Origin of the sequence: Gluconobacter sp. R75690, from assembly GCF_015244525.1 — a bacterium.
Taxonomy (GTDB): Bacteria; Pseudomonadota; Alphaproteobacteria; order Acetobacterales; family Acetobacteraceae; genus Gluconobacter; species Gluconobacter potus.
This window is the reverse complement of sequence record NZ_JABCQB010000002.1, coordinates 313,281-334,698: the sequence shown is the minus strand read 5'-3', so window position 1 is coordinate 334,698 and position 21,418 is coordinate 313,281. Positions and strand designations below refer to the sequence as shown.

At 61.2% G+C, this 21,418-nt stretch carries 20 protein-coding genes and 2 tRNA genes; 12 read left to right on the top strand and 10 right to left on the bottom strand.

Annotated elements, in window-relative coordinates; translation table 11 throughout:
* Nucleotides 1-3 precede the first annotated feature (3 nt).
* The 6 genes from HKD27_RS03870 (at nucleotide 4) to HKD27_RS03845 (ending at nucleotide 5,120) form a co-directional block, all read left to right on the top strand.
* The gene (locus tag HKD27_RS03870; protein ID WP_194688600.1) at nucleotides 4-699 is read left to right on the top strand and encodes a tRNA (guanosine(46)-N(7))-methyltransferase TrmB; all 696 of its coding nucleotides are present in this window, start codon (nucleotides 4-6) and stop codon (nucleotides 697-699) included.
* Between the two features lie 38 nt (nucleotides 700-737).
* Entirely contained in the window at nucleotides 738-2,378 is a 1,641-nt protein-coding gene (locus HKD27_RS03865; protein WP_194688410.1) for an electron transfer flavoprotein-ubiquinone oxidoreductase, read from the top strand.
* 106 nt (nucleotides 2,379-2,484) lie between these two features.
* Complete coding sequence (locus tag HKD27_RS03860; protein ID WP_194688601.1) at nucleotides 2,485-3,234, top strand: electron transfer flavoprotein subunit beta/FixA family protein; 750 nt, start codon at nucleotides 2,485-2,487, stop codon at nucleotides 3,232-3,234.
* On the top strand, nucleotides 3,234-4,139 hold the full coding sequence (locus tag HKD27_RS03855; protein ID WP_194688411.1) for an FAD-binding protein: 906 nt from the start codon (nucleotides 3,234-3,236) through the stop codon (nucleotides 4,137-4,139). The genes HKD27_RS03860 and HKD27_RS03855 overlap by 1 nt, the downstream gene beginning before the upstream one ends.
* Before the next feature lie 136 nt (nucleotides 4,140-4,275).
* Nucleotides 4,276-4,983 carry a signal peptidase I gene (gene lepB, locus HKD27_RS03850; RefSeq protein WP_194688412.1) on the top strand — a complete coding sequence of 236 codons (708 nt, stop codon included), beginning with the start codon at nucleotides 4,276-4,278 and terminating at the stop codon, nucleotides 4,981-4,983.
* A gap of 60 nt (nucleotides 4,984-5,043) precedes the next feature.
* Nucleotides 5,044-5,120 (top strand) — tRNA-Pro (locus HKD27_RS03845).
* A 114-nt stretch (nucleotides 5,121-5,234) separates the two neighbouring features.
* Here HKD27_RS03845 and HKD27_RS03840 read toward each other — a convergent pair.
* Both HKD27_RS03840 and hemH read right to left on the bottom strand, forming a co-directional pair.
* A complete protein-coding gene (locus HKD27_RS03840; RefSeq protein ID WP_194688413.1) occupies nucleotides 5,235-6,545 on the bottom strand; it encodes a glycoside hydrolase family 68 protein in 1,311 nt (436 codons plus the stop codon).
* A 384-nt stretch (nucleotides 6,546-6,929) separates the two neighbouring features.
* Nucleotides 6,930-7,961: a ferrochelatase gene (gene hemH / locus HKD27_RS03835; protein WP_194688414.1), complete on the bottom strand. Its 1,032-nt coding sequence runs from the start codon at nucleotides 7,959-7,961 to the stop codon at nucleotides 6,930-6,932.
* Between the two features lie 459 nt (nucleotides 7,962-8,420).
* Here hemH and HKD27_RS03830 point away from each other — a divergent pair, with 459 nt between their 5' ends.
* Nucleotides 8,421-8,843, top strand: coding sequence for a host attachment protein (locus HKD27_RS03830; protein ID WP_194264016.1), 423 nt, complete (start codon nucleotides 8,421-8,423; stop codon nucleotides 8,841-8,843).
* A 26-nt stretch (nucleotides 8,844-8,869) separates the two neighbouring features.
* Here the strand turns inward: HKD27_RS03830 and HKD27_RS03825 are convergent, their stop codons facing one another.
* The 5 genes from HKD27_RS03825 to HKD27_RS03805 form a co-directional block, all read right to left on the bottom strand.
* Nucleotides 8,870-9,955 (bottom strand): anhydro-N-acetylmuramic acid kinase, encoded by a 1,086-nt coding sequence (locus tag HKD27_RS03825; protein ID WP_194688602.1) that lies wholly within the window; start codon nucleotides 9,953-9,955, stop codon nucleotides 8,870-8,872.
* 29 nt (nucleotides 9,956-9,984) lie between these two features.
* Nucleotides 9,985-10,872: an N-acetylmuramic acid 6-phosphate etherase gene (locus HKD27_RS03820; RefSeq protein WP_194688415.1), complete on the bottom strand. Its 888-nt coding sequence runs from the start codon at nucleotides 10,870-10,872 to the stop codon at nucleotides 9,985-9,987.
* A gap of 3 nt (nucleotides 10,873-10,875) precedes the next feature.
* Entirely contained in the window at nucleotides 10,876-11,940 is a 1,065-nt protein-coding gene (locus tag HKD27_RS03815; protein WP_011252447.1) for an aspartate-semialdehyde dehydrogenase, read from the bottom strand.
* A 23-nt stretch (nucleotides 11,941-11,963) separates the two neighbouring features.
* Complete coding sequence (locus HKD27_RS03810; RefSeq protein ID WP_194688416.1) at nucleotides 11,964-12,602, bottom strand: 2OG-Fe(II) oxygenase; 639 nt, start codon at nucleotides 12,600-12,602, stop codon at nucleotides 11,964-11,966.
* An 80-nt stretch (nucleotides 12,603-12,682) separates the two neighbouring features.
* A complete protein-coding gene (locus HKD27_RS03805) occupies nucleotides 12,683-13,006 on the bottom strand; it encodes a hypothetical protein (RefSeq protein WP_194688417.1) in 324 nt (107 codons plus the stop codon).
* 192 nt (nucleotides 13,007-13,198) lie between these two features.
* On the opposite strand from HKD27_RS03805, the gene HKD27_RS16345 reads away from it, so the two are divergent.
* The 3 genes from HKD27_RS16345 to HKD27_RS03795 all read left to right on the top strand — a co-directional run bounded on the left by HKD27_RS16345 (nucleotide 13,199) and on the right by HKD27_RS03795 (nucleotide 16,962).
* A complete protein-coding gene (locus HKD27_RS16345) occupies nucleotides 13,199-13,408 on the top strand; it encodes a hypothetical protein (protein ID WP_228518288.1) in 210 nt (69 codons plus the stop codon).
* A complete protein-coding gene (locus tag HKD27_RS03800) occupies nucleotides 13,396-14,160 on the top strand; it encodes an alpha/beta hydrolase (RefSeq protein WP_370544228.1) in 765 nt (254 codons plus the stop codon). The genes HKD27_RS16345 and HKD27_RS03800 overlap by 13 nt, the downstream gene beginning before the upstream one ends.
* A 132-nt stretch (nucleotides 14,161-14,292) precedes the next feature.
* A complete protein-coding gene (locus tag HKD27_RS03795; RefSeq protein ID WP_194688418.1) occupies nucleotides 14,293-16,962 on the top strand; it encodes a 2-oxoglutarate dehydrogenase E1 component in 2,670 nt (889 codons plus the stop codon).
* Between the two features lie 22 nt (nucleotides 16,963-16,984).
* Here the strand turns inward: HKD27_RS03795 and HKD27_RS03790 are convergent, their stop codons facing one another.
* The 3 genes from HKD27_RS03790 to HKD27_RS03780 form a co-directional block, all read right to left on the bottom strand.
* Nucleotides 16,985-17,146, bottom strand: a complete 162-nt coding sequence (locus HKD27_RS03790; protein WP_194264021.1) for a hypothetical protein — start codon at nucleotides 17,144-17,146, stop codon at nucleotides 16,985-16,987.
* A gap of 81 nt (nucleotides 17,147-17,227) precedes the next feature.
* Nucleotides 17,228-17,680 (bottom strand): GIY-YIG nuclease family protein, encoded by a 453-nt coding sequence (locus tag HKD27_RS03785; protein ID WP_194688419.1) that lies wholly within the window; start codon nucleotides 17,678-17,680, stop codon nucleotides 17,228-17,230.
* Nucleotides 17,681-17,773: 93 nt separating this feature from the next.
* A tRNA-Lys gene (locus HKD27_RS03780) sits at nucleotides 17,774-17,849 on the bottom strand.
* 195 nt (nucleotides 17,850-18,044) lie between these two features.
* Between HKD27_RS03780 and arfB the strand changes: the two genes are divergently transcribed.
* Together arfB and HKD27_RS03770 are read left to right on the top strand one after the other, a co-directional pair.
* Nucleotides 18,045-18,467, top strand: coding sequence for an alternative ribosome rescue aminoacyl-tRNA hydrolase ArfB (gene arfB / locus HKD27_RS03775; protein WP_194264023.1), 423 nt, complete (start codon nucleotides 18,045-18,047; stop codon nucleotides 18,465-18,467).
* A gap of 281 nt (nucleotides 18,468-18,748) precedes the next feature.
* A complete protein-coding gene (locus HKD27_RS03770; protein ID WP_194688420.1) occupies nucleotides 18,749-21,391 on the top strand; it encodes a TonB-dependent siderophore receptor in 2,643 nt (880 codons plus the stop codon).
* Nucleotides 21,392-21,418 lie beyond the last annotated feature (27 nt).

Genomic DNA, 21,418 nt, shown 5'->3' with positions numbered 1-21,418 from the left:
CCCCTGGTCGAGTCTCTCAAACCCCAGCCGGAGCGGCTTTACGGCCGCCAGCGCGGCCATCCGCTCCGGGCCCGGCAGCAGCATCTTCTTGAGAAGACGCTGCCCCGGCTTTCCTTTACCTCACCGGAAAATCCCGCTGCGGGATTCTCCGATGCGGTTTCGCGCGTCTTTCTCGAAATCGGTTTTGGCGGCGGCGAACATGCCATCGGCCAGTCCGAACTGAACCCGGATGTCGGCTATATCGCCTCCGAGGTCTTCGAGAACGGTCTGTGCTCCCTGCTTTCGCGCCTCGTGCCCGAAGGCGAGGAAGACACGGCCACGCCGCCGCCCCATTTCCGCATCTGGGCCGAAGATGCCCGCCTGCTGCTCAAGGACATGCCCGATGCATGTCTGGACCGAGCGTATCTGATGTTCCCGGACCCGTGGCCCAAGGCCCGGCACGCCAAGCGCCGCTTCGTGCATCCGGAAAACATCAGACAGATGCACCGCGTTCTGAAACCCGGCGCCATCTGGCGCGTCGCCAGTGACCATCCCGTCTATCAGGATTGGGTCACGGAAGTGATGGGGCAGCAGGATCTGTTCGATGCGCCGCCCCCGGCAAAAGAACGTCCCGAAGGCTGGTCGCCCACGCGTTATGAGGCCAAGGCCTTCCGCGAAGGGCGCGTGCCGTTCTACTGGACCTTCACGCGCCGTCCCTGAACTCTCCAACCCTGTTATACAGCGAGTTTCCTGACATCATGACCCAGATCGAACGCGAAGAAATGGAATTCGATGTCGTGGTGGTCGGTGGCGGTCCCGCCGGTCTCTCTGCCGCGATCCGCCTGAAACAGCTGATGCCGGATGCAGGCATCTGCCTGATCGAGAAAGGCAGCGAGGTCGGCGCTCATATCGTCTCGGGCGCCGTGATCGAGCCGCGCACGCTCGACGAACTTCTGCCGAACTGGCGCGATCTGGACGCCCCTCTGCGCACGCAGGTAACGGAAGAGCGGATGCTGTTCCTGACCGAAACGCGCTCGTTCGAAGTGCCGTATCTGGACCGCGTGATGCCGCAGATGGCCAATCACGGGAACTACGTCGTCTCGCTCGGCGAAGTCTGCCGCTGGCTCGGCGAGCAGGCCGAGGCTTTGGGCGTGGAAATCTATCCGGGCTTTTCGGGCGCGGAACTGTTCATTGAAGACAACCGTGTTGCCGGTGTCATCACGGGTGACATGGGCATCGAGCGCAATGGCGAGCACGGGCCGAACTTCACGCCCGGCATGATCCTGCGTGCCAAGCAGACCATCCTGACCGAAGGGGCCCGCGGCTCCCTGACCGGCCATGCCATGAAGCGTTTTGGGCTGCGCAAGGGCGTCGATCCGCAGACCTATGGCCTCGGCGTCAAAGAAGTCTGGGAAATCCCGGCCGAAAAGCACCGCCCCGGCCTCGTACAGCACAGCTTCGGCTGGCCGCTCGATGACCATACCTATGGTGGCGCCTGGCTGTATCATTTCGGGGAAAATCTGGTCAGCTTCGGCTTCGTGACCGGCCTCGATTACGCCAACACCTATCTGTCGCCTTTCGAGGAAATGCAGCGCACCAAGCTGCACCCGGCGTTCCGGGAGCACTTCGAAGGCGGCAAGCGCCTGATCTACGGTGCACGTGCGCTATCCGAAGGCGGTTTCCAGTCCATTCCGCGCCTGACCTTCCCGGGCGGTGTGCTGGCGGGTGATTCGGCGGGTTTCCTGAACGTACCCAAGATCAAGGGCACGCATACGGCCATGAAGTCCGGCATGATCGCGGCCGAAGCCGTAGCCGAGGCTCTGGAAAAGGACAAAAAGGAAGCCGCCAGCATGACGGCGCGCGTCCGCCAGTCCTGGCTGTGGTCCGAGCTGCGCGATGTCCGAAACATCCGCCCGGCCTTCGCAAAATGGGGCATGAAGCTCGGCGCGATTTATGCCGGCATCGACAGCATGATCCTGCGCGGCCGTGCGCCTTGGACGCTGCGCCATCCGCATGCCGATAACGAAACGCTGCGTCCGGCTTCGCTGTGCAAAAAGATCGAGTATCCCAAGCCTGACGGAAAGATCACCTTTGATCGCGTCAGCTCAGTCTTCCTGAGTGGCACGAACCACGAGGAAAACCAGCCGGTTCACCTCAAGCTGCGCAACGAAGCCATCTGGCGCACCGTCAATCATGACGTGTTCGATTCGCCGGAGAGCCGCTACTGCCCGGCCGGGGTGTATGAACAGGAACAGACGGGCGAAAACGCCTGGCAGCTCCGGATCAACGCCCAGAACTGCGTGCACTGCAAGACCTGCGACATCAAGGATCCGACGCAGAACATCGAATGGTGCACGCCCGAAGGCGGCGGCGGTCCGAACTATCCGGTCGGGATGTGAATTTCTTCCCGCAGACGGGCGCATCCGGAGCGGAATGTGACTTTTTCAGTCAGTCCCGCTACGGTGGCGCCCGTTTTTGTGGCGGCGACAGCAGCGAAAGATGACGATGAAAGTTCTGGTCCCAGTCAAACGGGTGGTCGATTACAACGTCAAGGTACGTGTAGCGGCCGATGGCAGCGGTGTCGAAACGCAGGGCGTGAAAATGTCCATGAATCCGTTCGACGAAATCGCGGTCGAAGAAGCAGTACGCCTGCGTGAAAAGGGTGCTGCCAAGGAAGTCGTAGTCGTGACCGTCGGCGCACAGGCCGCGCAGGACGTTCTGCGCACGGCCATGGCGATGGGTGCGGACCGCGCCATTCTCGTGCGCACGGACGAGACGCTTGAGCCGCGCGCCGTAGCCAACGTGCTCAAGGCCATCGCCACGCGCGAAGAGGCCGGTCTGATCTGCATGGGCAAGCAGGCGATCGACGACGACATGAACGCCACGGGCCAGATCCTGGCCGCGAAGCTCGGCTGGCCGCAGGGCACGTTCGCCAGTGCGGTGACGGTTGCCGATGGCCGTATCGAAGTCGCCCGCGAGATCGATGGCGGCACGGAAGTCGTGTCCCTCGCGCTCCCGGCCGTGGTGACGGCGGATCTGCGCCTCAACGAGCCGCGCTATGCGTCCCTGCCGAACATCATGAAGGCCCGCAAGAAGCCGCTTGAGACGGTCGAGATCGACAGCCTCGGCGTCGATACGGCGTCGCGCCTGACGGTGGTCTCCGTGGCCGAGCCGTCCGAGCGCAAGGAAGGCATCAAGGTGAACAGCGCGGCCGAACTGGTCGAGAAGCTCAAGACAGAAGCGAAGGTGATCTGATGACCGCTCTTGTTCTGGTTGAAGTCGAGAACGGCGCGGTCCGTCAGGCTTCCCGTTCGGCCGTTGCCGCAGCCTCCCGCTTTGGTGCCGTCGATGCCATCGTGTTCGGAGACGGTACTGAAGCCGCTGCTGCCCTGCCGGGTGTGACGCGCGTTCTCAGCGTGCCCGGTCTGGTCAACGATCTGGCCGAACCCGCTGCCGACCTGCTGGCCTCCCATGCGAAGGACTACAGCCACATCGTGGCCGCAGCCTCTGCCACCGGCAAGAACATCCTGCCGCGTCTGGCGGGCCTGCTGGACGTGCAGCCCATTCCCGATGTGGTCGAGATCAAGGACGCCGACACGTTCGTACGCCCGATCTATGCCGGCAACGCCCTGGCGACGGTCCGCTCTTCCGACAGCATCAAGGTACTGACGATCCGCGGCTCCAATTTCGATCCGGTCGCGGCCGAGGGTGGTTCCGCCGCCATCGAGACGGTCGAGGCTCCGGCCAGCGAGAAGTCCGTCTTCGTGAAGGTCGAGCTTTCCGCATCCGACCGTCCGGAACTGGAATCCGCCCGCGTGGTGATTTCCGGCGGCAAGGGCATGAAGGACGCAGCGAACTTCAAGCTGCTCGAACCCATCGCCGACAAGCTGAACGCCGCCATCGGCGCATCGCGCGCGGCTGTGGATTCCGGTTTTGCCCCGAACGAGATGCAGGTCGGCCAGACCGGCAAGATCGTGGCTCCGGAACTCTACATCGCCGTGGGCCTGTCCGGTGCAATCCAGCATCTGGCCGGCATGAAGGACAGCCGCGTCATCGTGGCGATCAATGCCGATCCGGAAGCGCCGATCTTCAAGGTCGCCGATTACGGCATCGTGGGCGATCTGTTCGAAGTCCTGCCGGAACTCGAAACGGCGCTGTAAGGCGTCCTGTTCCTGAAACGGCAAAAAAGGGGCGCCCCATGACGGGACGCCCCTTTTTTCATGACAGGACCTGACAGAGGTTTAACTGGCTCTCCGGCGCTCATAAGGCACTCTTCCGGGCACGGAGACACCCATCATGACCCTGCGTAAGTTCGCCCGAGACATCCTGTCCTGCCTGCCCGTCCTTCTGGGCTTCCTGACCATTCACAGCGCCCTTGCTGCCGCCTACATCGTACCTTCGGCCTCGATGGAGCCCACGCTGATGATCGGGGACCAGATCGGCGTCGTCGTGCCCTCCTATGGTCTCAGCACGGCCAATCTGCCCTTCGGTCATGCCCTGAAGCCGCATGACAGCAGCGGGAGACGTCTCTTCGGGCATCTGCCCCATCGTGGAGACGTCGTCGTCTTCCGCGCACCGGCCAATCTCCATCAGACCTGGATCAAGCGCGTCATCGGCCTTCCCGGCGACCGGATCGCGCTCGTCCACGGACATGTCATCCTGAATGGGACCGAACTGGCATGGAAGGACATGGGTCCTGCCCGCGAGGAGAGCCGCAGAGGCATCTGGCTTCCGGCGGAACGCTACGACGAGACTCTGCCGGGGAATGTGCATCACGACATCCTAAAACTCACGCAGGACGGCGAACTGGATAACATCGCGCCTTTCATGGTCCCTGCCGGTCATCTGTTCGTCATGGGTGACAACCGGGACAATTCCGCCGACTCACGCGTCAGCGTTGCCGAAGGCGGCGTAGGGCTTCTGCCGGTCTGGAACCTTCAGGGGCAGGCCCGTGCCGTCCTCTGGTCATGGCGGGATATCACCCGAACGGCACTCATTCTCTGATTTTTCGCTCTGGCCCCCTTGCAGGAAAGCGTTAACCCCTGTAGGAGAAGCGCCGTCGGCCGGAGTGTAGCTCAGCCTGGTAGAGCACTGTGTTCGGGACGCAGGGGCCGGAGGTTCGAATCCTCTCACTCCGACCAGCCGATAATTTTTCCAGAAATCGCTGATACAGTTTCTTGGCCTCAGGCCAGCGCATCTCTGCGCCTGAAACGCAGAAAAATGCCCTCCCCCTTTCGGGAGAGGGCAAATTGGCTTCAGGAACGCTTGTCCCAGGCCGATGAGGTCGGCCAGACGCCCTGGGCGTAGACCTGACCATAGGCGTGAACTTCCGTCAGGAAGGTCCGCTCACCTTCGAGAACGATCTTCACGGTCGGCGCGAGTGTGCCGCCGATGCGATAGGTCGTCGGATCCTGCGGATCAGCCGAACCCGGCTGGGGCAGGGTGTCGATGAAGGACTGCACGTAACCGGCGGGATCGACGAAGTGCGAGTAGGTCTCGTACGGCGCAGAAGACGGGTTGCCGAGCACGAGGCCAGATCCGTTCAGCGGAGCGTATGGGCCGAAAATGCCGTTGCGCGACACGAAGCCATACACGCCATCCGGACCCGTGCTGTTGCCGGTGAAGGTGGAGTGATGGGAGATCGTGAACAGATAGGTCAGACCGTCCTGGAACACGACATGGGGGCGTTCCGTCTGGTCATTCACGCCCAGAGCCGTCACAAGCGCCGGCAGCATTTCCCACTGGGAGAAATCGCCCTTTGTGGAGTCGGATTTCAGACGGGCAATGCCGATGGCGGCAGCGCCATACTGCGCACCGGCCGGAACGGTCGTGGCCGGCGGCACGAGGCCCATCTCGTCGGAGCCGATAGTGAAGTCACCGCGCATGCCCGGAACATTCCCTTCGAACAGGGCATAGATCTCGTTGTCGTCCGGATTGCGGAAAATGTGCGGATCGCGGAAGTCCCAATAGGCGTCCTCGACGATATTGGCGTAGTTCACGCCGTCCGCCTGGAACATGTCCGTGCAGACATCGAAACCTTCGAACCACACGCCGGTGGCGTCTGCCATGACCTGGCCCGTCGTATAGGACGGAACAGACTCGGACGGAGAGTCATTGACGGACGTGTAGAACAGATCGACCGTGTTGGCGCTGTTTTCGCGCATGACCGCACAACCGGACCATTCCCAACTGCGGGAATTGGCGCCTTCCTTGATCACGCGGCCGCCGAACTGCCAGTCCGCGCCATTGCCGGTGCGGCTGTAGTAGTAACCGATATAGGAATAGTTGTTGCGACTGTGCCAGCCCTCGACCGTATCGCCTGTTGCGGAGCGATCAGCCACGAGGGCGAACATGACGTACCAGCCCTTGAAGGTCACGGTCTTGCCGTGGATGTCGCGCAGCAGCCAGGTGTCCCACTGCCACACATCGGAATCGATGACCGGGAAAGCGTAGTCGATGACCGGCATGGTCGTCGTCGGATCATCGGTATGAATCTTCATCGCGTCAGCGATCGTCCAGCGCGAACCCGACTGGATTGCGCCCTGCGTGCTGGAAACAGCGTTCATGATTTTTCCCGTAACTGAAAATGAAAAAGAATCAGACGGTCTCCAGTAACCGGAAGAACACCGGTTACTGGAAACCGAACAGAAGAGACGATCGAAATCCTGTCCTGAGCCGTAATATTTGCGCAGGAAAACGTGTCTTGCTTCTGACGTATGCAACAAAAAAAGGCCGCTCCCCAAGGGAGTGGCCTTTATGAAAATCATTCTGTGAAATTGCGTTCTGAACCGGCTTTTGACTATGTTTTATGGCTCAGTGCCACAGTTATAGGAAAAAGCTGCGCGCAATGCAAGCTAAATAAAATCCGCCAGTCTTTCCGGCCCCGGGATCACAAAAAACCCCACCCGATAGCGGGTGGGGTTCTGATGAAAGCTGAAAAGCGGGAAAGCTCAGCCGCGCTGAAAGCCTGCCATGGCAGAGCGGGACAGGTCTTCGAGAAGATCGATCGCTCCTTTCGAGTCGTTCAGGCACGGCACGAGGGCAAACTCTTCCCCCCCCGCTTCCATGAATTCTTCCCGCAGTTCGTTTCCGATCTCATCCAGCGTCTCAAGACAATCCACCATGAAGCCTGGCATGATGACGGCAATCTTTGTGATTCCCTGGGCTGGCAGGGCTTTGACGAAGGGCGCCGTATAAGGCTGGACCCATTCCAGCGGCCCAAAACGGGACTGGAACGTCAGGGGCATCTGCTCCTCACTCAGTCCCAGCGCCTGACGCAGGGCCGAAATCGTGCGCTCGCACTCATCGCGATAGGTGTCGCCCTTTTCGATACAGGTCTTGGGAAGCCCATGAAACGACGCCACGATCTGCTGCGGCTTGAAGCTCAGACCCGCAAGCGTGTCCTGCACGGACGTCTCAAGGGCGCGTATGAAAGCAGGATGATCCGGAAAGGACGGAACAGTCAGGACGGCAGGCTGACGACGCAGGCGCATGAGCGCGCGGAAAAGCTGGTCGTTGGCGGTTGCCGTCGTCGTGGCGGAATACTGCGGATACAGCGCAATGCTGATAATCCGGTCACAGCCCTGATCCATCAGACTCTCAACAGCCTTCGCAATGGATGGGCGACCATAGCGCATGCCCCATTCAACAGGCACATCATCGGCACGGAGACGTTCAGCCAGCCCCTCGGCCTGCCTGCGCGTATAGACCCGCAATGGCGAGGCATTTTCTTCCTTGTGCCAGATCCGCGCGTAATTCGCACCGCTGGCAAAGGGACGTTTTGTCAGGATGATGCCCTGCAAAATGGGCTGCCAGATCAGGGGGGGACTCTCGATGACGCGACGGTCAGAGAGAAATTCGCTCAGATATCGCCTTACCGAAAAATAGCCTGTGTCATCAGGCGTTCCGAGATTAACAAGGAGAATACCAGTCCGGCCTTCTGGCGGAGGAGCGATACGGGGTGTTTTGTGAAGAAATGCCATAGTGCCCTCTACTGTGGAACCGGGCGGGCACTTAGGAAAGAGGGAAAGCGTCTGGAGATACGCGCCCCTTGCGGGACGCTATCGTCGATGCCTTACCTTCGCATAGGAAACATCCGGTTTCCGGGTCCCTTGCAGCAAAGTATAGGCAAACACCGCAACAGCGACGGTCATAGGACCAACATACGGCAGAAGAGTATTCATCAGAGCCATACTTGCCTCCTTTGAGCCTTTGGAAAAGATTTTCTGGTAGGCTCGATTCAGAGATTGAGCACATCTTCCCCACGTTTCAACAAAAAAATTCGGAATTCTTCAAAAAACATTCAAATAAATGAAATATCCAAATTCTTTCAACAGGTTAGAAGAATACGACTCTGCATGATCTTGTCGTCTGCAGGCAACCATCCCATCTCGAAGCTGTTACAGACACACCATCTGATTTTGAAACAAGGTTTTCCAGACATGGCTACACAGGATCCCGTCATTTACGTTGTTGCTGACGGCGAAAAAGCCCGCTTCCTGCGCCTCGAAGGGGCACAGCTGCGCACCATCGCAAGCTTCGACCTGCACAAGGGCTCCAACGCGGAAACGGATGTCGGCTCCATCAAGGCGCCCCACGAAAATCCGCATGAGCAGCTCAAGGAACACTTCACGCGCGATCTGGCCGCCCATATCAACAAGGCCGCACAGAACAGCGATGTCGAAGGCATCCTGCTTGTCGCTCCGGCTCAGGCCTCGCACGAAATCCGCGAGCATCTCGACAAGCCGACGGCGAAGAAGCTTTTCAAGACGCTGGTCAAGGACCTCGTCAATACGCCGGACCATGACCTTCTGAAGCATCTCGACCGCCCGGAAACCGGCTGGCCGGAACTTGCTTCCGTCTGATCCCGCGCAGACCTGCGGGGAGGCCGTCAGAGGGCTCTTCCCGCAATGCAGGGCTGTCTGACCCCCGTCGTTCCCGGCCAGGAAGAGGGCAGCCCCCGCTGACAGCGCACGGCCAGAAGTCCGAAACACTGCGCTTCAAGAGCATCCCCGTCCCATCCCAGGACATCCACGGATGCCACATTTCCTAAACAACGCCGCAATCCGTCCATCAGCACCGGGTTATGGCGCCCGCCTCCCGCGACAAACCACGTTTCGGGCTGCACCGGAAAAAGCGTCCGCACCACGGCCTCGACCGTAAAGGCTGCCAGTGTCGCCGCCCCATCTTCCGCAGACAGATCCCGTACATACGCCATGGCTTCCGGATGAAAGCTCAGCCGATCAAGCGATTTGGGCATGGGCCGCGCGAAATATGGGATCGCCAGCAGCTTTTCCAGAACATCCTGACGGACCGTTCCTGAAGACGCCAGCGCGCCCCCAAAATCACACGGTTTTCCGGTACGCCGCAGAGCCCAATCGTCCAGAAGGGCATTGCCCGGACCGGTATCACAGGCCCAGACACCTCGCTGCCCATGCTGATCCTGGGGCCCCAGAACTGTCACGTTGGCAACGCCGCCAATGTTGAGAACGGCAACGGGACGCTGTTCCGGCTGAAGCAGGGCGGCATGAAACACCGGCACCAGAGGTGCCCCTTCCCCGCCATTTTCCAGATCCCGCGACCGGAAATCATGGATAACCGGCACGCCACACAGATCCTGCAGCAGCCGGGCATCGCCGATCTGCCAGCTCCGGCCACGTTCCGGCTGATGCAGAATGGTCTGACCATGAAAACCTATGACCGCAGGCTCCAGATCCGGCGCTTTCTCGCGCAGCAGACGCACGGCATCCACATGCCGGAGGGTCAGCTCGCGCGTGACGGCCAGCACTTCGACATCATCAGGAGCAAGGCCAGCCGCACCATCCAGCAGCTCGCGGGTCCGTGCGCGCAGCTCCGCGCTGTAGGGCACTGTCAGGGACGGTCCCATCCGTCCGATGCGCACGCCATCCGTTTCGATCAGAGCAGCATCCACCCCGTCCAGGGACGTGCCACTCATCAGTCCGAGCGCCCAGACCATGCCGGACGCTTTTGTACTTCCCGCCGCGCTCAAAGCTCCGCAAGCGCCAGATGCAGATTGCCCTGATACCGCTCCAGAAGCGGCTCGATGTCTGCCAGAGCCACCCCGCGCCGCACCAGAACAGCGCGTTTCGTATTCCCCTGCGCCAGTTTCAGGGCTTCACGCGCCTCTTCGGCCGTTCCGCCAGCCAGTTCCATGACCATGCGCTCAGCCCGGGCCTGAAGCTTGTCATTGCTGATGCGCATATCCACCATGCGACCGCGATAGACATGCCCCAGACGCGTCATCAGCGCCGTGGAAAACAGGTTCAACGTGACTTTCTGCGCCGTCCCGGCGGCCATGCGCGTAGACCCTGCCAGAACCTCCGCACCCGTCGGAATGCAGATGCCGAGTTCCGCTTCCCGCAGCAGACGCGATTCCGGATTGCCGCTGACACCGATCGTCAGCGCCCCCACTTCCCGCCCGAACTGAACGATGGCGCAGGTATAGGGCGTGTTGCCGCTCGCCGCGACGCCGATCACTACATCATTTTCATTCGGATGATGTTCCATCAGATCAAGCCGCGCCTGATCTTCCCGGTCCTCCGCTCCCTCGGCGGCCTGGGTCGTCGCCCCGGCCCCACCGGCCAGCAGCAGAACGAGCTTCTCCGGAGCCAGACCAAAGGTCGGCGTCAGTTCAACACCGTCCTGCAGTCCGATCCGCCCGGACGTCCCCGCCCCCGCATAGACCAGCCGGCCACCAGCCTGAAGGCGGGGTACAGCAGCCTCGACGGCCCGCTCGATGGACGGCAATGCCTCCCCGACACGGTCCAGAGCCGCCTTCTGCGACGTCAGAAGCCGATCCAGAAGAACATCGAGCGACAGGCGCTCGATATCCTCATTGGCCGCAAGAACCGTCTCGGTACGGGATGACGTCATCGCTCAGTCTTCGTCTTCATCCGGCACTTCATTGCGACGGAACAGCTGCCCGTCCTTCAGAAGTCCCTGTTCCACGATGCTTTCCGCAATCTGGACCGCATTGAGGGCCGCGCCCTTGCGCAGATTGTCGGACACACACCACAGCGCCAGACCATTCTCGACAGACGGATCAATCCGCAGGCGTGAGACATACGTCGCATCTTCGCCCACACATTCGATCGGCGTGACGTAGCCACCGTCTTCGCGCTCGTCGCGCAGGATCACGCCCGGTGCCTTGCGCAGCGCCTCGCGCGCCTTCTTCAGATCAACCGGCTTCTCGCACTCGATGCTGATGGCCTCGGAATGTCCGATGAAGACTGGAACGCGCACGCAGGTCGCCAGGACCTTGATGTCCGGGTCCATGATCTTGCGGGTTTCGACCGCCATCTTCCATTCTTCCTTGGTCGCACCGTCATCCATGAAACGGTCGATATGGGGAATGACGTTGAAGGCGATCTGCTTGGTGAACTGCGCGACCGTCGGCGGATCGTTGACGAACGTGCCCTTGGTCTGGGCGAACAGCTCGTCCATGCCGTCCTTGCCGGCGCCTGAAACGGCCTGATAGGTCGAGACCACGATGCGCTTGATCCGGAACAGGTCATGCAGCGGCTTGAGCGCCACCAGCATCTGCGCGGTCGAGCAGTTCGGGTTGGCGATGATGCCACGGCTCGCCTTGCCGATCGCCGCCGCATTCACTTCCGGCACGATCAGGGGCACGCCCGGCTCCATGCGGAAATGCGACGTGTTGTCGATCACCACACATCCTGCAGCAGCCGCCTTGGGGGCATAAACGGCCGAAATCGCGCCGCCCGGCGAAAACAGCGCAATGTCCCAGCCCTTGAAGTCGAACGTCTCGAGGTTCTGGACCTTCAGGACTTTCTTGTCCCCGAAAGAAATCTCGCGCCCGGCCGACCGCGGGGAAGCCAGCGCCACAACTTCATCGACCGGAAAGTCCCGCTCCGCCAGAATTCGCAGCAGTTCACGCCCCACCGCACCCGTGGCGCCAACAACCGCAACCCGATAACCCATGATCTTTTCCCGTTCCCTGAAAATCAGCCCGAAAAGGGCAGACGCTTTAAAAGCGCCGACAGACGGTGCCGCCGCAGTTCGTAGCGGGCCTTGCGCCCCGTCGCCATGTAGTTGAGCTGGATCGCATACCGTGTTCCCACGAACTGCCGGTGCCCGTGCCAGGTTGCCGGACCGTTCGGGAACACCAGAAGCGTCCCTTCCGCCGGCGTCACCTCGACGTCGAAATCCTCGACATCATCCGGCCCGTTCAGCAGTCGCAGACAGCCATCACGCGACGCCCAGTCCTCACCACGCGGATTGAGATACAGCAGGATCGTGACCAGTTTGGCCTCCGAATCCCGATGGATCCGCCCGTCCTTTTCCCGCGTGCGTCCGCGCATTGTCAGCATGGTCGGCGCATCCGCCAGATCCATCCCGAATTTCTCAGCCACCAGCGCCTTGAGCTTCGGTCCCTGCAGTTCCGCGATCATGGCCGCGACACGCGGCGTCAGCTTCAGCGCTTCGGGCGGAAAGGAGCCGCCGGATTTCATTTCCGGCAGATCCGAGACAACCGCCTTCAGATCGTCATTGCCGATGAAATGCGGCACCACCACATGCGGAAACGGTTTTTCCGCAACGGGCGTGCTCTCGAACGCATCATAATCAAGGGAAATCCTGCTCATGGCGCAGGAGGCTAGACGCGGCCCACGTCGGCGACAAGGCCTATTCCACACATGTGAGACCTGCCTTTTACGAAAGAATATTACCCCCGCAGCGGCTTATGAGCCTTCACCATCCGGCTCGTCGCCAGATAGCGGACATATCCTGCCCCCAGGCGGTTCGCGCCACCCGTGCAGACATGCGGTCCCGGCTGCGGAGAGACGCGCCCGTCCCAGACCGTATGAAGAAGGCGCGGATCGGTCCTGCATTCCAGCATACGGTGATCCACACCCGACTGGCTGACTTCATCCGTCAGAACCGCATGCGCGGACAGACCGTCCCGATGCAGCTCCTGCGCATCTGCTGACACATTCGTCAGCGCAAGACCACTTCCCGTCAGAACTGCAAGAAACAGCAGAGCACGCATCAGCGAAACTCCCATCCCAACAAGGCCGGCTCAGGACCGGTCAGCAGACTAGACGACTCTCAGCCATGAAAAGTTGCGGCAACTTTGTGGCACAACGAACAGATTTTTGCCTTCAAGCGGTCCGACCACTAAAATTCTGCTCGATTTTCCTGCCTCATTTTTCGCCCCTTCCTCGACCCAAGGCGTCCTTTCATGAACACACGCTCCCTCGTCCTTCCCGAACTGCTTCCCCTTCTTGAAGAGATCCCGACGGTCGATCTTTCTGCTGAATCCCTGCCCGCCTTCCGCGCTGGCCTCGAACAGGCCGCCGGACAGTCTTTCCTTCAGGCCGAAGACTATCCCGCCACCCTTGAGCGCCTGAACATCCCCGGCACGGAAAACGCACCCCCATCCGCCTCCTGACCGTCCGTCCCCGCAAGGAGGCCACAGGCCCGCGCCCGGCTCTTCTGCATCTGCATGGCGGCGGCTATTTCGCCGGCCAGCCCGAACTCACCACGACCCAGCTCTGCCAGTTCGCACAGGAGCTGGACTGCGTGGTCATCTCCCCGGATTACCGCCTCACTCCGGAACACCCCTTTCCGGCCGCGATCGAGGACGCCTACACCACGCTGTGCTGGATCACGCGCAACGCCGACACGCTCGGGATCGATGCCGCCCGGATCGGCCTGACCGGCGAGAGCGCGGGCGGCGGCCTTGCTGCCGGACTGGCTCTCCTGACCCGGGACCGCGAAGGGCCGACGCTGCTGTTCCAGAACCTCGTCTATCCCGTGCTCGACGACCGCACGACCACGGGTCAGCCCGACGCTTCGCCCGTCGGGGGCGAGTTCCTGTGGACCCGCGCCAGCAACACCTTCATGTGGATGGCCCTCCTCAACCCCGTAGCGCCCGGTTCGGCCGATGTCTCGCCCTATGCCGCTCCCGCCCGCGCAACCGACCTGTCCGATCTGCCCCCGGTCTATCTGTGTGTCGGCGCGCTGGACCTGTTTCTGGATGAAGATCTCGCCTATGCGCGGCGTCTGATCCATCAGGGCATCTCCGTAGAACTGGAAATCGTGCCCGGCGCCTGCCATATCTTCGATCAGACAGACACACCGGTCGCCACCCGCTCCATCGCACGCCGGATCGACGCCATGAAACGCGGCTTCGGTCTCTGACAAAGGATGTTCGGGACAGGCGGAGATTGGCCCTCTTCTGCCAATCCGCTAGACTGCGCGGCCATATGACAGCCCCCGGCCCCGCCTCTCCCCGGCAGGAGCGCGGCCCCCGGGGACACAGGAGACGAGTTCATGGGCGACCATCATGATGACCGGGACGCCATCAATGGCGAAAACACCGTCTATCTGGCGGAGCTGCACACACGCTGGCAGCACGACCCGGCCTCCGTGGACCCGGCCTTCGCGTCCCTGTTCGAGACCCTCGGCTCCGACCGCCTGGCCGACCCGGACACGGCCGCCCTGGCTAACAGCACGGCCGACGCCAGCGCCGAGAGCCTGAAATTCGCCTATCGCCTGCGCGGACATTCCATCGCAGCACTGGACCCGCTCGGCCTCGCCCCCACACCCGATATTCCTGAACTCACACCTCCCGGCGCAGACCGAGACCTGATCGCCCGTCTGCGCCGCGCCTATTGCGGCACGACGGCCGCCGAGTTCATGCATCTTCAGGATCCGGCCCAGCGCCAGTGGTGGATCGACCGTCTGGAAAATCCCGCCCCCGGCCCCTCGCTGGACCAGAAGCGCATTCTCCTCGCCCTCACCCGCGCCGAGGGCTTCGAGCAGTTCTGCCAGAAGCGCTTCATGGGCATGCGCCGCTTCGGCCTTGAAGGCGGCGAAAGCGTCATCGTGGCCCTGCGCACGCTGATTGATGCCGCCGCGCAGGACGACGTGCGCTCCGTTTCGCTCGGCATGCCCCATCGCGGCCGCCTGAACGTGATGGCCAACATCCTGCGCAAGCCGTTTGCCGCCATTTTCAGCGAATTCGCCGGCGCCTCCTTCAAGCCCGACACCATCGAGGGTTCGGGCGACGTCAAATACCATCTCGGCACCGCCACCACGCTCGAACACGCCGGCCATACCGTCCGTATCTCGCTCCTGCCCAACCCGTCCCATCTGGAAGCAGTGGACCCGGTCGTGCTCGGCCGCGTCCGTGCCGATCAGGACCGCGAAAAGGACCGGGACCGCCAGCACCATCTGGGCATTCTCGTCCACGGCGACGCGGCCTTCGCGGGACAGGGCGTCGTGTACGAAACCCTCAGCCTGTCAAAGCTGGAAGGCTACCGGACGGGTGGTACGGTTCACGTCATCATCAACAACCAGATCGGCTTCACCACCGTCCAGTCCGATGCCCATTCCGGCCTGCACAACACCGATATCGCCAAATCCGTTCAGGCCCCGATCCTGCACGTCAATGGCGATGACCCCGAAGCCGTCTCACGCTGTGCGTTTCTGGCGCATGAATGGCGTCGCACGTTCCAGTCCGACATCGTGCTGGACGTCGTCTGCTATCGCCGACACGGCCATAACGAAGCCGATGAACCCGCCTTCACGCAGCCCGCGATGGTCCACGCCATCCAGTCCCGCGCCACGACCCGCAGCCTCTATGCCGATCATCTGATCTGCACCGGCGTCATGACCAAAGCCGAGGTCGAGGAGATGTGGAGCCATTTCCAGAACCGCCTGGAAGAACAGTTCGAGACCTCCAAGACCTATCAGCCCGATGGCACGGACTGGCTGGACGGCCCCGAAGACCCGACACGCCTGCAGGACGAGCAGGACCGCATCCAGCCCATGACCGGCGTGCCCCTCAGGCGCCTGCAAGAAGTTGGGGAGGCCATCGGCACGATCCCCGAAGGTCTGGCCGTTCATCCGCGTCTGGCCCGACAGATCGTGGCGCGCGGCAAGGCCGTTGCCGATGGTGGCCCGATCGACTGGGCCACGGCCGAGGCCCTCGCTTTCGGTACCCTGTCCATGGACGGGCACCCGGTCCGCCTGTCCGGACAGGACAGCCGCCGTGGGACGTTCAGCCAGCGTCACGCGGTCCTGTTCGATCAGGAAACAGGCCGCGAAGACACGCCCCTCACCCATATCGCGCCCCATCAGGCGCCGCTGAACATCTGGAACTCGCCGCTCTCGGAATATGCCGTCCTCGGCTTCGAATACGGCTATTCCCTCGGTGATCCGGAAGCGCTGGTCCTGTGGGAAGCGCAGTTCGGCGATTTCGCCAATGGCGCGCAGATCATCCTCGACCAGTTCATCGCCTCGGGCGAAACCAAATGGCTGCGAACGTCTGGCCTGACCCTGCTTCTGCCGCATGGCTATGAAGGTGGCGGCCCGGAACATTCCTCAGCTCGCCCAGAGCGCATCCTTCAGCTCTGCGCCGAAAACAACATGCGCGTGTGCAACATCACCACGCCCGCCAACTACTTCCACGCCCTGCGCCGGCAGATCGCACGCCGCTGCCGCAAACCGCTGGTCGTCTTCACGCCCAAATCCCTGCTGCGCAACAAAGACGCGGTTTCGATGCTGGACGCGATGGGACCGCATACGCGCTTCCAGCCCGTCATCGCGGACCCGGCAAAGGAGGAAGGCGCGCGGCGCATCATCCTGTGCACCGGCAAGGTCTATTATGATCTCGTTGCCGAACGGACGCACCAGAACCGCGACGACGTCGCCATCATCCGCGTCGAGCAGCTCTACCCATTCCCACACCATGCCCTGATGGAGCAGCTCGTCCGCCATCCGGACGCAGAGCAGGTCCTGTGGTGTCAGGAAGAGCCACAGAACAACGGTGCCTGGATTTTCGTGGACCGTCGCATCGAACGCGCGCTTCGAGGCTGCAACCATCGCGTGCAGCGCCCGGACTATGTCGGTCGCGAAAGCGCGGCTTCTCCCGCCACAGGGCTACCGGGCGTCCATGCCGCCCAGCAGGAAAAACTGGTTCAGGACGCCCTGTCCTGAACCTTCCCGACCTGAAAAGGACTCAGGTCGGACCACCCTGATAGCCGTAGCTGCTCCGGCCCGCCCCGACATTTCCGTAGTCATCGCCGCGGAACTGCCGCGATCCCTGACCGCCATAATCCGGGCCACAAGCCGCAAGAGCTGCCAGCAGCGCAAGCGCTATCCCAATCCGAACGCGTGTCATCAGAATTTCCCTTTCATACCGCAAAGTGGCTTTGATCTTACCCCTTGCATAACATACGCCCAACCATCATTGCGCAGGCTTTCAGAGAGACCCAGCCTTCTCCGACACAGTCGCAGCCTTGACCGACGTACTGGCATGCCGCCTGTTCCAGGGCAGGTCGTAAGTCTGGATCAGCCCCAGCTCCAGGCCCGCAGCGATATTGACCGGCAGACCATTCCATTGAGTGTCCGACGGCTGAACGCACATCGCTCGAACAGGCTGATCAACAGCCGCGAGAATCTCATCCCTGATCCGCCTGGCCGTTTTCCTTTTCCCCGGCCGGGCATAACACCGCAGCCGACGTCGCAACCCTCCGATGGCTACCCCCACATAAATAACCCGGTTGCCTATCACAAAAGCATAGACTCCGGGACCTGCGGGAACCTTCTGCAAAGGCATTAGGGCACCATCATCCTGCAGCCCCCATATCCCCACCTCTCTAAAACCAGAAGCAGACAGAATAAAAGGATCAAGATGTGGTTTGACTGAAGACATACTACTCACTTCCCAGATCGTTATTCCTGCCCATTTTGCGACAATACTCATCGCAGCCAGAAGAACGCTGAATTTCGAAGAAGGGAGATTTGTTGGTGAACCGGCTGGGACTCGAACCCAGGACCATTCGATTAAAAGTCGAATGCTCTACCAACTGAGCTACCGGTTCATCCGCACGCTGGCTACCCCACAATCCATGAGGGCGTCAACCTCGCCAACCGGAAAAACAGGCTTCCACCCCCCATCCGCCTGACAACGCGTCACATCGCTCCATGGTCTCCCGCGCCGAAAGAGGCTATGGGCCGACGTCCTGCGTTTCCTGACCGCGGCCACCCCCTTTTTCAGTCCCGAAAGGAAGAAACAGATGCCCATCGAGATTCTTCCTGGTCTTCTGCTTGAAGAGGACGAGCTGAAAATCACCTATATCCTGGCATCCGGTCCGGGAGGACAGAACGTCAACAAGGTAGCCACGGCCGCACAGCTCCGGTTCGATGCCACGCGCTCTCCGGTCCTGTCGGACCGCATCCGGACACGCCTGATCGAACTCGCAGGCAGCCGTGCGACCCAGAATGGCGAAATCATCATCACGGGTCGCCGCTTTCGCACACAGCAGAGAAACCGCGATGATGTCGTCGAACGCCTGGCGGAACTGATCCGCAAGGCGGCACATCGCCCCACTTTCCGCGTAGCCACCCGTCCCGGAAAAGCGGCCCGGCAACGTCGGCTTGACGGAAAATCACATCGGGCCGGCATCAAGCGCAACCGCAAGGTCCGCCTGGACGACTGACACATCTCGGTACGTTAAAGTAACAAGACTTCTCTACCATGCAGCACTTCTGACTCCTCCCAGACCCTCAATCAGAAATATGTTTCTCAAAGCATCTTCCTTACAGAATTTCCTTTCTGATTTTTTGCAACCAAAAACATCTTGTTGCTATTCTGCAACAGGATGGAAATCTGTCACAAGAATCATTTTTGCTACTTTCATGTAACGAAATTTTATTATTACTATCCAGAAACCCCCTCTGAACCCAAGAGCGGCGTCTCATGGAGGTATAGATAGCAATAATGAAATCCCGGCATCGCATCTCCCTGCTCGTGACAACGGCAGTTTCCGTCATGCCCTGCATGTCTGCCCTGGCCGCAACCACCACGGCGCATCCCGCCACACGCCATCACAGCGCGAAACCCAGCAGCGCCGCTCACAGTGCTGCCCATCCTGCGGCAGCCACGGCCACACCTGCCGTTGCCGCACCACGCAAGAAAAAGACCGACGTCAATTTCACAGGCGAAGCCGAGACGATCAACGTCACCACCGGCACCCATGCGACCAACCGCAAGGCGCGTGAAAGCTCGTCCCCCGTCAGCGTGATCTCGGCTGCAACGCTGCGCCATTCCGGCATGATGAACGTCGCGGATGCCCTGACCCGGACCTATGCCTCCATCAACGTGCAGGCCATGGGCGCGGATTCCTCCGCCCTGACATCTTCAATCCAGATGCGTGGCCTTGGTCCGAACGAAGTCCTGGTCCTGGTAGACGGCAAGCGCCGCCACAACACGGCCAATATCACGGCCGATGCCGGCCCGCAGTTCGGCTCCACGGGTGCTGATCTGAACACGATCCCCGCCAGCGCCATCGACCATATCGAAGTGCTGGAAGACGGTGCCGCCGCGATGTACGGCTCCGACGCCATCGCGGGCGTGGTGAACATCATCACCAAGAAGCAGGCCCACGGCATGCACACCTCGGTGCAGACCGGCGCGAACGCCTATAACGGCGACGGCTGGCAGTACAAGGTGGATGCCGACGGTGGCGTGAAATGGGGCAATGACGGCTACCTGCACATCAGCGGCGAAGTCTATCACACTGACCACATGGTCGTCGGTGCACGCGATCACCGCCTGATCGGAAGCTGGCCCAACAACGCCACCACGACGGGTTATTATAACGGTCTCGTTCCGAATGCGATGAGCGTGCCAACTGATTCCAACAAGATCATGAGCACGCCCGAAGAAACGCGCGAAAGCCTCGCTATCGATTTCGGCAAGACCATCACCGAAGGCGTGAACTTCTACGGGCTCATCACCTACATGCACCGCCACGGCGAAGCCTACGAAAACTATCGGACGCCCAATATCGCCCCCACCATGTACCCGGCCGGCTTCTCGCCGCTCGAAACATCGGAAGAAAACGATTACGCCGCCACGCTCGGCCTCAAGGGCGACAACTTCTTCGGTTTCGACTGGGATCTGAGCACCACTTATGGCGCGGACGGCAACAAGATCGGCAACAAGAACACAGCCAATACGGGCATGCTCGCCAGCACCTGCTCGACCGATCCGACCTCGTCCTATTATTCGACCGATGGCTGCGGCTGGTCGCCCAGCACGACGCGCGCCGAGACCTACCGCATGGCGCAGTGGACCAACAACCTGGACTTCCGCCGCCAGTTCAACATCGCCCATACCGTTCCGATGACACTGGCCTTCGGTGGCGAGCATCGCCTCGAAACCTACCAGATCAAGGCCGGCACGCCGCCCTCTTATGAACTGGGTGGCACGCAGGGCTATGCCGGTCTCGGCCCCAACAGTGCCGGCAACTGGAGCCGTGACATCTGGGCGGCCTATGTCGATGGCGATTTCCACCCGCTCAAGCACTGGGATCTCGATTTCGCCGGCCGCTTCGAGCATTACACAGATGTCGGCAACACGGAGAACGGCAAGGTCTCGACCCGTTATGACGTGACCAGCAAGATTGCGCTTCGCGGCACGATCAGCACCGGCTTCCGTGCACCAACCCTGGCCGAGCAGCATTACAGCGCCATGAACGTGGACCCGACCGGCGCCTCCGGCCTGCTGCCCGTCAGCTCAACGGCCGCCCGTGTCCTGGGTGCCAGCGCCCTGAAGCCGGAGCGCTCCGTCAGCGCCAGCGGTGGTATCGTCGTGGAACCCGTGAAGAATTTCCATGTCGAAGCGGACGTCTACCAGATCAACCTGCGCGATCGCATCGTGGGTGGTGGTACCGTCAAGGGCGAAGCCGCAATCGAGGCCATTGAGGCCATGGGATACTCCCTGCCACTCAACAGCATTACGCCCGACAACGTGTCCGCCTATTACATGACCAACGGCGCCAGCACCCGCACACAGGGTCTGGACATCAAGGCGGACTACATGATCCGCTTCCACAATGCTGGTAACCTGAACCTCAGCATGGCGCTGGATCTGAACCGCACGCGCCTGCACCACAATGGTACCGACACCAACGGCAACCCGCTGCTGAATGCGCAGAACATCGCTTACATCACGACGGCCTATCCGCGCAGCAAGATCATCCTGAACGCCCTGTATACGGTCGGAAAATGGGACTTCAACGTCCGCCAGACACGGTACGGCGAAACAACGTCCATGCTGACCTACTACGACTGGACGGACAAGACGCTCCCTTGCCCGAGCGGCGGCAGCCTGGCCTATTCCAACAGCTGCTTCGCACAGTTCAAGAACACGCCACGCTGGCTGACCGACATCGAAGTCGGATACCGCTTCAACAGCAACTGGCATCTGGCGATCGGCGCGAACAACATCTTCAACGTCCGCCCCCGCCGCGTCCCGCAGGTCAACAACTCCCGCGGCGCCCAGATCTACGACCAGTTCTCACTGCAGGTGCCCATCACGGGCGGTTATTACTACGGACGGATCAACGCCAACTTCTGAGCCCCTTTCCAGACTACCCCATAAGAA

What these genes read in the sequence shown, in the direction of transcription:
- lepB (WP_194688412.1), top strand. Translation starts at nt 4,276, where the DNA reads ATGACCCTGCGTAAGTTCGCCCGAGACATCCTGTCCTGCCTGCCCGTC.
- HKD27_RS03795 (WP_194688418.1), top strand. Translation starts at nt 14,293, where the DNA reads ATGGGCGACCATCATGATGACCGGGACGCCATCAATGGCGAAAACACC.
- HKD27_RS03860 (WP_194688601.1), top strand. Translation starts at nt 2,485, where the DNA reads ATGAAAGTTCTGGTCCCAGTCAAACGGGTGGTCGATTACAACGTCAAG.
- HKD27_RS03785 (WP_194688419.1), bottom strand. Translation starts at nt 17,680, where the DNA reads ATGTCTTCAGTCAAACCACATCTTGATCCTTTTATTCTGTCTGCTTCT.
- HKD27_RS03820 (WP_194688415.1), bottom strand. Translation starts at nt 10,872, where the DNA reads ATGACGTCATCCCGTACCGAGACGGTTCTTGCGGCCAATGAGGATATC.
- HKD27_RS03805 (WP_194688417.1), bottom strand. Translation starts at nt 13,006, where the DNA reads ATGCGTGCTCTGCTGTTTCTTGCAGTTCTGACGGGAAGTGGTCTTGCG.
- HKD27_RS03840 (WP_194688413.1), bottom strand. Translation starts at nt 6,545, where the DNA reads ATGAACGCTGTTTCCAGCACGCAGGGCGCAATCCAGTCGGGTTCGCGC.
- HKD27_RS03815 (WP_011252447.1), bottom strand. Translation starts at nt 11,940, where the DNA reads ATGGGTTATCGGGTTGCGGTTGTTGGCGCCACGGGTGCGGTGGGGCGT.
- HKD27_RS03790 (WP_194264021.1), bottom strand. Translation starts at nt 17,146, where the DNA reads ATGACACGCGTTCGGATTGGGATAGCGCTTGCGCTGCTGGCAGCTCTT.
- HKD27_RS03810 (WP_194688416.1), bottom strand. Translation starts at nt 12,602, where the DNA reads ATGAGCAGGATTTCCCTTGATTATGATGCGTTCGAGAGCACGCCCGTT.
- HKD27_RS03855 (WP_194688411.1), top strand. Translation starts at nt 3,234, where the DNA reads ATGACCGCTCTTGTTCTGGTTGAAGTCGAGAACGGCGCGGTCCGTCAG.
- HKD27_RS03825 (WP_194688602.1), bottom strand. Translation starts at nt 9,955, where the DNA reads ATGGTCTGGGCGCTCGGACTGATGAGTGGCACGTCCCTGGACGGGGTG.
- HKD27_RS03770 (WP_194688420.1), top strand. Translation starts at nt 18,749, where the DNA reads ATGAAATCCCGGCATCGCATCTCCCTGCTCGTGACAACGGCAGTTTCC.
- arfB (WP_194264023.1), top strand. Translation starts at nt 18,045, where the DNA reads ATGCCCATCGAGATTCTTCCTGGTCTTCTGCTTGAAGAGGACGAGCTG.
- hemH (WP_194688414.1), bottom strand. Translation starts at nt 7,961, where the DNA reads ATGGCATTTCTTCACAAAACACCCCGTATCGCTCCTCCGCCAGAAGGC.
- HKD27_RS16345 (WP_228518288.1), top strand. Translation starts at nt 13,199, where the DNA reads ATGAACACACGCTCCCTCGTCCTTCCCGAACTGCTTCCCCTTCTTGAA.
- HKD27_RS03865 (WP_194688410.1), top strand. Translation starts at nt 738, where the DNA reads ATGACCCAGATCGAACGCGAAGAAATGGAATTCGATGTCGTGGTGGTC.
- HKD27_RS03830 (WP_194264016.1), top strand. Translation starts at nt 8,421, where the DNA reads ATGGCTACACAGGATCCCGTCATTTACGTTGTTGCTGACGGCGAAAAA.